This is a genomic window from Variovorax boronicumulans NBRC 103145, from assembly GCF_001591345.1.
Lineage (GTDB): Bacteria > Pseudomonadota > Gammaproteobacteria > Burkholderiales > Burkholderiaceae_C > Variovorax > Variovorax boronicumulans.
In genome coordinates this window covers 1-7,151 of record NZ_BCUS01000193.1, presented here as the reverse complement: position 1 = coordinate 7,151, position 7,151 = coordinate 1, and the positions used below count along the sequence as shown (strand labels likewise).

8 protein-coding genes are annotated in these 7,151 nt (G+C 70.5%); 7 read left to right on the top strand and 1 reads right to left on the bottom strand.

Going from position 1 to position 7,151, the window contains the following annotated elements; genetic code table 11:
• The coding region (locus VBO01S_RS30105) for an acyl-CoA dehydrogenase family protein (protein ID WP_174543715.1) at positions 1 to 290 on the bottom strand (290 nt) is incomplete at its 3' end.
• Positions 291 to 437: 147 nt separating this feature from the next.
• Here VBO01S_RS30105 and VBO01S_RS30100 point away from each other — a divergent pair.
• From VBO01S_RS30100 to VBO01S_RS30070, 7 genes are all read left to right on the top strand, one after another.
• Positions 438 to 1,436 carry an ABC transporter substrate-binding protein gene (locus VBO01S_RS30100; protein ID WP_062482537.1) on the top strand — a complete coding sequence of 333 codons (999 nt, stop codon included), beginning with the start codon at positions 438 to 440 and terminating at the stop codon, positions 1,434 to 1,436.
• Positions 1,437 to 1,469: 33 nt separating this feature from the next.
• Positions 1,470 to 2,579: an LLM class flavin-dependent oxidoreductase gene (locus VBO01S_RS30095; RefSeq protein WP_062482534.1), complete on the top strand. Its 1,110-nt coding sequence runs from the start codon at positions 1,470 to 1,472 to the stop codon at positions 2,577 to 2,579.
• Between the two features lie 3 nt (positions 2,580 to 2,582).
• Positions 2,583 to 3,407 carry a class II aldolase/adducin family protein gene (locus VBO01S_RS30090; RefSeq protein ID WP_062482531.1) on the top strand — a complete coding sequence of 275 codons (825 nt, stop codon included), beginning with the start codon at positions 2,583 to 2,585 and terminating at the stop codon, positions 3,405 to 3,407.
• A 32-nt stretch (positions 3,408 to 3,439) separates the two neighbouring features.
• The gene (locus VBO01S_RS30085) at positions 3,440 to 4,441 is read left to right on the top strand and encodes an ABC transporter substrate-binding protein (RefSeq protein WP_062482528.1); all 1,002 of its coding nucleotides are present in this window, start codon (positions 3,440 to 3,442) and stop codon (positions 4,439 to 4,441) included.
• Complete coding sequence (locus VBO01S_RS30080; protein ID WP_157627520.1) at positions 4,438 to 5,505, top strand: ABC transporter permease; 1,068 nt, start codon at positions 4,438 to 4,440, stop codon at positions 5,503 to 5,505. Before VBO01S_RS30085 ends, VBO01S_RS30080 begins: the two co-directional genes overlap by 4 nt.
• Positions 5,499 to 6,293, top strand: a complete 795-nt coding sequence (locus tag VBO01S_RS30075) for an ABC transporter ATP-binding protein (protein WP_062482525.1) — start codon at positions 5,499 to 5,501, stop codon at positions 6,291 to 6,293. Before VBO01S_RS30080 ends, VBO01S_RS30075 begins: the two co-directional genes overlap by 7 nt.
• 109 nt (positions 6,294 to 6,402) lie before the next feature.
• Positions 6,403 to 7,151 (top strand): c-type cytochrome (locus VBO01S_RS30070; protein WP_157627518.1); only part of this gene is annotated, 749 nt, incomplete at its 3' end.

Genomic DNA, 7,151 nt, shown 5'->3' with positions numbered 1-7,151 from the left:
GTGAGGATCAGTGCGGTGGCGGGCTCGCCGCGCGCCACCGCCGCGATCACGCGGCGCGCCGTGGCCAGCGTGGCACCGCCGCCGCCGTATGCGACGGGCGCGACGAGGCCGACCAGGCCGTGCGCCTGCAGCGCCTCGAAGTTCTGGCGCGGAAAGGCGCCGCTGCGGTCGTGGTCTTCGGCCGTGGACGCGAACTGGTCCGACAGGCGGGCCAGCACGGCGGAATCGACGGAGGGCGGGGTGTCTGTGTCGGGAACGGCCGGCGCGCGGCGCAAGGGGAGTGCACTCATGGTGCCCGCACGGTAAAGGCCCGCTGCCAGCGCGCGAAGGATGCATCGCGCATATCCAAATTCGTTTTTCTGCGTTCGTTTTCGGGGTCCGTCTCGGTACGGTCTCGCTTCTCCTCGTGAGTGAGTGAAGAAGAAAGAACACAAGGCATGACACCCGATTTCCCGCTGGACCGACGCCGCCTGCTGCAGGCCGCCGCCGCATGGGGCGTGGCGGCTTCGGGCGTGGCGCAGGCCGCCGCGCCGTCGCGCGACCTGTCGGGCGTGACGCTGCGCGTGGGCACCTACAAGGGCCTGTGGCGCCCGCTGCTCACGGCCTCGGGCCAGGCCGACACGCCCTACAAGATCGACTGGCGCGAGCTCAACAACGGCGTGCTGCACATCGAGGCCATCAACGGCGACGCGCTCGACCTGGGATCGGGCAGCGAGATCCCGCCCGTGTTCGCGGCGCGGCAGAAGTCGAGCGTGCGGCTCGTGGCCGTGACGCACGAAGACCTCAACAACCAGGCCACGCTGGCGCGCAAGGACTCGGCCATCCGCAGCATCGCTGACCTCAAGGGCAAGCGCGTGGGCTACGTGCGCGCCACCACCTCGCACTACTACCTGGCCAAGCAGCTGGCCGAAGCGGGCCTGTCGTTCGCCGACATCCAGCCCGTGAGCCTCACGCCGGCCGACGGCCTCTCGGCCTTTGCGCGCGGCGACCTCGATGCCTGGGCCATCTACGGCTACAACGGCCAGCTCGCGCGCACCCAGTACGGCGCGCGCACGCTCAAGACCGGCGTGGGCTACCTGTCGGGCAACTTCCCCATCTACGCCAACCCGCGCGCGCTCGACGACACGCTGCGCCGCGCGGCGCTGGGCGACCTGCTGCAGCGCCTGCAGCGCGCGTTCGCCTGGATCAATGGCAACTTCCTGGCCTACGCCCGCGCGCAGTCGGCCGAGACGCGCGTGCCCGTGGGCGACCTGGTCGAGCTGTTCAACGGCCGCAGCGGCGACTACAGCCTGGGCCCCGTCACCGACGCCGTGGTGCGCAGCCACCAGGACGTGGCCGACACCTTCCAGAAGATCGGCGTGCTCGACGGCCCGGCCGATGTGAAGCCGCTGTGGGACCGCCGCTTCGAAAACCTCTTGCGGCTGCCCGCCGCCTGACCCCTTCATTCCATCCGCATCCACGAGGACACCATGAGCCAGAACGACGTTGAATTCATCGGCATGATCCAGGGCCAGAAGGTCTCGGAGATCCACGCCGCCAAGGGCCCGGCCATCGACCGCGACTACGTGCGCGCCTTCGCGCAGGCGCACGAGAACGCCGGCTTCGACCGCGTGCTGGTGCCGCACCATTCCACCAGCCCCGACGCCACGCTCACCGTGGCCTACGCGGCCTCGGTGACCGAGCGCATCCACTTCATGCTCGCGCACCGCCCGGGCTTCGTGGCGCCCACGCTCGCGGCGCGCCAGTTCGCCTCGCTCGACCAGTTCAGCGGCGGGCGGCTCGGCGTGCACTACATCTCGGGCGGCTCCGACGAAGAGCAGAAGCGCGACGGCGACTGGCTCGACCACGACCAGCGCTACGCCCGTACCGACGAATACCTCGAGGTGCTGCACAAGGTGTGGACGGCCGAGAAGCCCTTCGACCACGAAGGCGCGCACTACCGCTTCCAGAACGCGTTCTCCGAAGTGAAGCCGGTGCAGACGCGCCACGGCAAGCCGCACGTGCCCGTGTACTTCGGCGGGGCGTCGGAGGCGGCGATCCCGGTCGCGGGCAAGTACGCCGACGTGTACGCGCTGTGGGGCGAGTCGCTCGACCAGGCGCGCGAACTCACGACCCGCGTGCGCGCCGAGGCGGCGAAGCATGGGCGCAGCGTGCGCTTCTCGGTGTCGTTCCGCCCGATCCTGGCGGACACCGAAGAGGCCGCATGGGCGCGCGCCGAGAACATCCTGGCGGAGACGAAACGCCTGCGCGTGGTGCAGGGCTACAACCGCGGCGGCCCGCAACAGAGCGAAGGCGCCAAGCGCCTGCTGGCCGCGGCCGAGAAGGGCTCGCGCCTGGACAAGCGGCTGTGGACCGCGGTCGCGCAGGAGATCGGCGGCCGCTCCAACAGCACCGCGCTGGTCGGCACGCCCGAGCAGGTCGCCGACGCGCTGCTCGACTACTACGACCTCGGCGTGACGACCTTCCTGATCCGCGGCTTCGATCCGCTCGAAGACGCGACGGACTACGGCCGCGCGCTGATTCCGCGCACGCGCGAACTGGTCGCGCAGCGCCTGCAGTCGCAGCGCAAGGCGGCCTGAGCCATGAGCGCCGTCCTGTCCATCGACCGCCACGCGGCCCAGCCGCTGAAGCTGCACGCGAACCCGCAGCAGAAGCACTGGTTCGACCCCATCCCGCCGCGCCCCACCGTGCAGGCCGAGCGCCGCCACCGGCAGGAGCGCCTGGCGGGCGCCTTCCGCCTGTTCGCGCGCTTCGGCTTCGCGCAGGGCCTGGCCGGCCACATCACGGCGCGCGACCCCGAGCTGACCGACCACTTCTGGGTCAACCCGCTGGGCGTGCACTTCTCGCGCATCAAGGTGTCCGACCTGCTGCTCGTCAATTCGAAGGGCGAGACGGTCGTCGGCGACCGGCCGCTCAACAAGGCGGCCTTCGCCATCCACGCCGCGATCCACGAGCACAACCCGAACATCGTGGCCGCCGCCCACACGCACTCGACCTACGGCAAGGCCTGGTCCACGCTGGGCCGCAAGCTCGACACGCTCACGCAGGACGCCTGCGTGTTCCACGACGACGTGGCGCTGTTCGACGACTTCACCGGCATGGTGGTCGACACCAGCGAGGGCGATCGCATCGCCCGCGCGCTGGGCGACAAAAAGGGCGCCATCCTCAAGAACCACGGCATCCTGACGGCCGGCCCCACCGTGGAGGCCGCCGCGTGGTGGTACATCGCGCTGGACAACGCCTGCCACACGCAATTGCTGGCCGAGGCGGCAGGCACGCCGCAGCCGATCGACGAAGCCACCGCGCGCCACACGCACGGCCAGATCGGCGGGCCCGAAGGCGCCATCCATTCCTTCGACAGCCTGTACGAAGGCCTGGTCGAGGCCGAACCCGAACTCCTGCTTTGACAATGACGACGAACCCCCGGAGCCTTTCCCCGATGAACGCATCCCTTTCCCGCCGCAGCGTGCTGCGCACCGGCGCCGCCGCCGCCGTGGTCGCCTCGGGCGGCCTCATTGCCTCGCAGGCCTTCTCGCAGCAAGCGCGCAAGCTCACCTTTGCCTGGAACGCCGCCGCGTTCTGCCTCTCGCCCGTGGTGGTGGCGCAGGAGCGCGGCTACTTCGAGCGCAACGGCCTGCAGGTGGACCTCATCAACTACACGGGCTCGACCGACCAGCTGCTCGAATCGCTCGCCACCGCCAAGGCCGACGCGGCCGTGGGCATGATCCACCGCTGGCTCAAGCCGCTCGAATCGGGCTTCGACGTGAAGATCGTCGGCAGCTCGCACGGCGGCTGCGTGCGCCTGGTGGGCGCCAAGGACGCGGGCGCCACCAGCCTTGCGAGCCTCAAGGGCAAGATCATCGGCGTGTCGGACATCGCGAGCCCGGGCAAGAACTTCTTCTCGATCCTGCTGGCCAAGAACGGCATCGACGCCGACCGCGACGTCACCTGGCGCCAGTACCCGGCCGACCTGCTCGACATCGCGGTGAAGAAGGGCGAGATCCACGCCATTGCCGACGGCGACCCGAACGTGTACCTGATCGAGAAGCGCAACCAGGGCACCTTCGTCGAGCTCGCGAGCAACCTCTCGGGCGAGTACAAGGACAAGGTCTGCTGCATCGTCGGCGCGCGCGGCGAGCTGGTGCGCAAGGACAAGGCCACCGTCGCCTCGCTGGTGCGCGCCATTGCGCAGGCCTCCGACTACGTGGCCGAGAACCCGAACGAATCGGCCAAGCTCTTCGCCAAGTACTCGCCCAAGGTGCCGGTCGAAGACCTGCGTGCGCTGCTGGGCACGCTCACGCACAACCACCACCCGCTGGGCCGCAAGCTGCGCGACGAGGTGGAGTTCTACGCGCGCGACTTCCGCGGCGTCGGCGTGCTCAAGAAGACCACCGACCCGGTGCGCTTCGCGGAGCACGTGTCTTTCGATCCGCTGGCATGAGCGCCGTCATCGATCGGGTGCTCGAGGCACCACCGCAAGCGCCGGGGCACTGGCGCCGCCCTGGCATCGAGAAGGCCGCGCCGGCCGCCGTGTTCGCGCGTCCCGCCGAAGGCTTCTGGCGCACCGGCGCGCTCGCGAGCGCGGGCTGGGTTGCGCTGGGGCTGCTCACCGTCTACTGGCCCAACAAGGCCGTGGGCTTCAGCGACTGGGCCTACACCGACGAATTCGGCATTGCGGCGATTGCCATCGGTGCGGTGCTGCTGCTCGTGGCGCTGCTCGGCACGCGCGCGGGCCGCGTGGCGCGCACGCTGCGCCCGGCCGGGCCGTGGCTGGTGGCGCTGCCGGTCCTGTTCGCGATCTGGGAGATCGCGACGGCCAAGCTCGCGCTGCTGCCCACGCCGTTCTTCGCGCCGCCGCAGAGTCTCATCGAAACCTACATCGACGACTGGCGGCGCCTCGGCGAAAGCCTGGCTCATTCGGCGCGGCTGCTGGCCCACGGCTTCGTGCTGGGCGCACTCGCGGGCTTTCTCACGGGCGTGACCATCGGCTGGTCGCGCATCGCGGGCTACTGGGTGCATCCGGTGCTGCGCTTCGTGGGGCCGGTGCCGGCCTCGGCGCTGCTGCCGCTGGCGTTCTTCTTCTTTCCGTCGAGCTACGCGGCGGCCGTGTTCCTCATCGCGCTGGCCACGGGCTTTCCGGTGGCGGTGCTCACCTGGTCGGGCGTGGCGGGCGTCAACCGCAACTACTACGACGTGGCGCGCACCATGGGCGCGAGCGAGCGCTTCCTGGTGCTGCGCGTGGCGATTCCCGCCGCGCTGCCGCAGGTGTTTGTGGGCCTGTTCATGGGGCTGGGCGCTGCCTTCTCGGTGCTGGTGACGGCCGAGATGATGGGCGTGAAGGCCGGGCTGGGCTTCTACCTGTCGTGGGCGCAGGGCTGGGCCTCGTACTCGAACATGTACGCCGCGCTGATCGTCATGGCGCTGCTGTGCTCGGGCCTGATCACGCTGCTGTTCAAGGTGCGCGACCGCGTGCTGTCGTGGCAGAAGGGGACCGTCAAATGGTAGCCACCGCGCAAGCCGAAGCGGGTGTGCGCCAGGCCGGCGCGCAGATCGACATCCATGGCGTGAGCCACTGGTTCGACGTGCCCGCAGGTCCGCTGCAGGTGCTCGACGACATCGATCTCACGGTGAAGCCCGGCGAGTTCGTCGCGCTGCTCGGGCCGAGCGGCTGCGGCAAGTCGACGCTGCTGCGCCTCGTGGCCGGGCTGGAGCCCGCCACCGCCGGTCGCATCACGCAAGACGGCGCACCCATCACGCGGCCCGACCCGTCGCGCATCGTCGTCTTCCAGGACCCGACGCTCTACCCCTGGCGCAGCGTGTGGGACAACGTGGCGCTCGGCCTGCAGGCGCGTGGCGTGCTCAAGGCGCAGCGCGGGCGTGTCGACGAAGCGCTGAAGCTCGTCGGCCTCACCGACTTCGCCAAGGCCTTTCCGCACCAGCTCTCGGGCGGCATGGCGCAGCGCGTGGCGCTGGCGCGGGCGCTGGTCAACGACCCGCAGCTGCTGGTGCTCGACGAGCCGCTGGGCAAGCTCGATTCGCTCACGCGCATCGCGATGCAGAGCGAGCTGGTCAACCTGTGGCAGCGCGCGGGCTTCTCGGCGCTGCTGGTGACGCACGACGTGGAAGAGGCGCTGTTCCTCGCCAACCGCGTGATCGTGCTGAGCGACCGGCCGGCGCGCATCGCGGCGGAGCTGGTGGTCGACCTGCCGTACCCGCGCCACCGTGGCCATGCGCGTCTTGCTGAACTGCGCCACGAAGCGCTGCGCCATCTGGGGCTCGGCGCCACCTGGTAGATGTAGCTCGCCCCCAGGCTGCGCGCACTTCGTGTCGCTTCGCCAACCCCCTACCGGGGGCGGGCCGGCCGCTTCGGGCGGCCGTGCGCGGCGGCCCCCTTGAACAGATATGAACGCTCTGCCGGAAGCCGACTGGCTCAATTTCCTGATCGACCTGCTCCAGGGCGCCCAACTGCAGCTGCTGCGCGTGCTCGATGCGCTCGGCCTCGTGCAAAAGGTGAACGGCCAGCCGGCGTGGCCGTGGGCGCACCGGCTGTCGGGCGAGAACCTGCTGATCGACCTGGGGCAGGCGCGCAGCCTCGCATGGACGTTGGCGTGCGTCGGCGTGGCGGTGCTGCTGCTGTTGATCGCGTTGCTCTGGCGGCGCTCGCGCTGGTACCTGCTCGCGCTGGTGCCGATGCTGCTGATCGCCGCGCCCTGGCCCCACGCGAACGTCGTGCTCGTGCCTGCGACGCCGGCGAGCTTCCACGCGTCGCCGACCGGCTTCACGGCCACGTCCATCGCGCAAGGCCGCGTGCTCTACGCGCAGCACTGCGTGAGCTGCCATGGCACCGACGGCAAGGGTGAAGGACCGCTGGCCGCTTCGCTCGCCGTGTGGCCGCCGAACCTCACCGGCCCGCTGCTGTGGCGCCGCGCCGATGGCGACCTGCTCTGGCGCGTGCTTCACGGCACCGCCGCCATGCCCGGCTTCGGCGGCCCGCTCGACGCGGCCGATGCCTGGGCGCTCATCGACTACATGAAGGCGCAGGGCGCAGGCCAGAGCCTGCGTACGCTGGGCCACTGGCCGCAACCCGTGGGCCTGCCCGACATGGCGGTGCGCTGCGGCGCGCAGGCGCCCCGGTCGCTCGCGCAGTGGCG

Bases quoted from the DNA above. Each gene is read 5' to 3' on its own strand.
- VBO01S_RS30100 (WP_062482537.1), top strand. From the start codon at position 438: ATGACACCCGATTTCCCGCTGGACCGACGCCGCCTGCTGCAGGCCGCC.
- VBO01S_RS30095 (WP_062482534.1), top strand. From the start codon at position 1,470: ATGAGCCAGAACGACGTTGAATTCATCGGCATGATCCAGGGCCAGAAG.
- VBO01S_RS30090 (WP_062482531.1), top strand. From the start codon at position 2,583: ATGAGCGCCGTCCTGTCCATCGACCGCCACGCGGCCCAGCCGCTGAAG.
- VBO01S_RS30085 (WP_062482528.1), top strand. From the start codon at position 3,440: ATGAACGCATCCCTTTCCCGCCGCAGCGTGCTGCGCACCGGCGCCGCC.
- VBO01S_RS30080 (WP_157627520.1), top strand. From the start codon at position 4,438: ATGAGCGCCGTCATCGATCGGGTGCTCGAGGCACCACCGCAAGCGCCG.
- VBO01S_RS30075 (WP_062482525.1), top strand. From the start codon at position 5,499: ATGGTAGCCACCGCGCAAGCCGAAGCGGGTGTGCGCCAGGCCGGCGCG.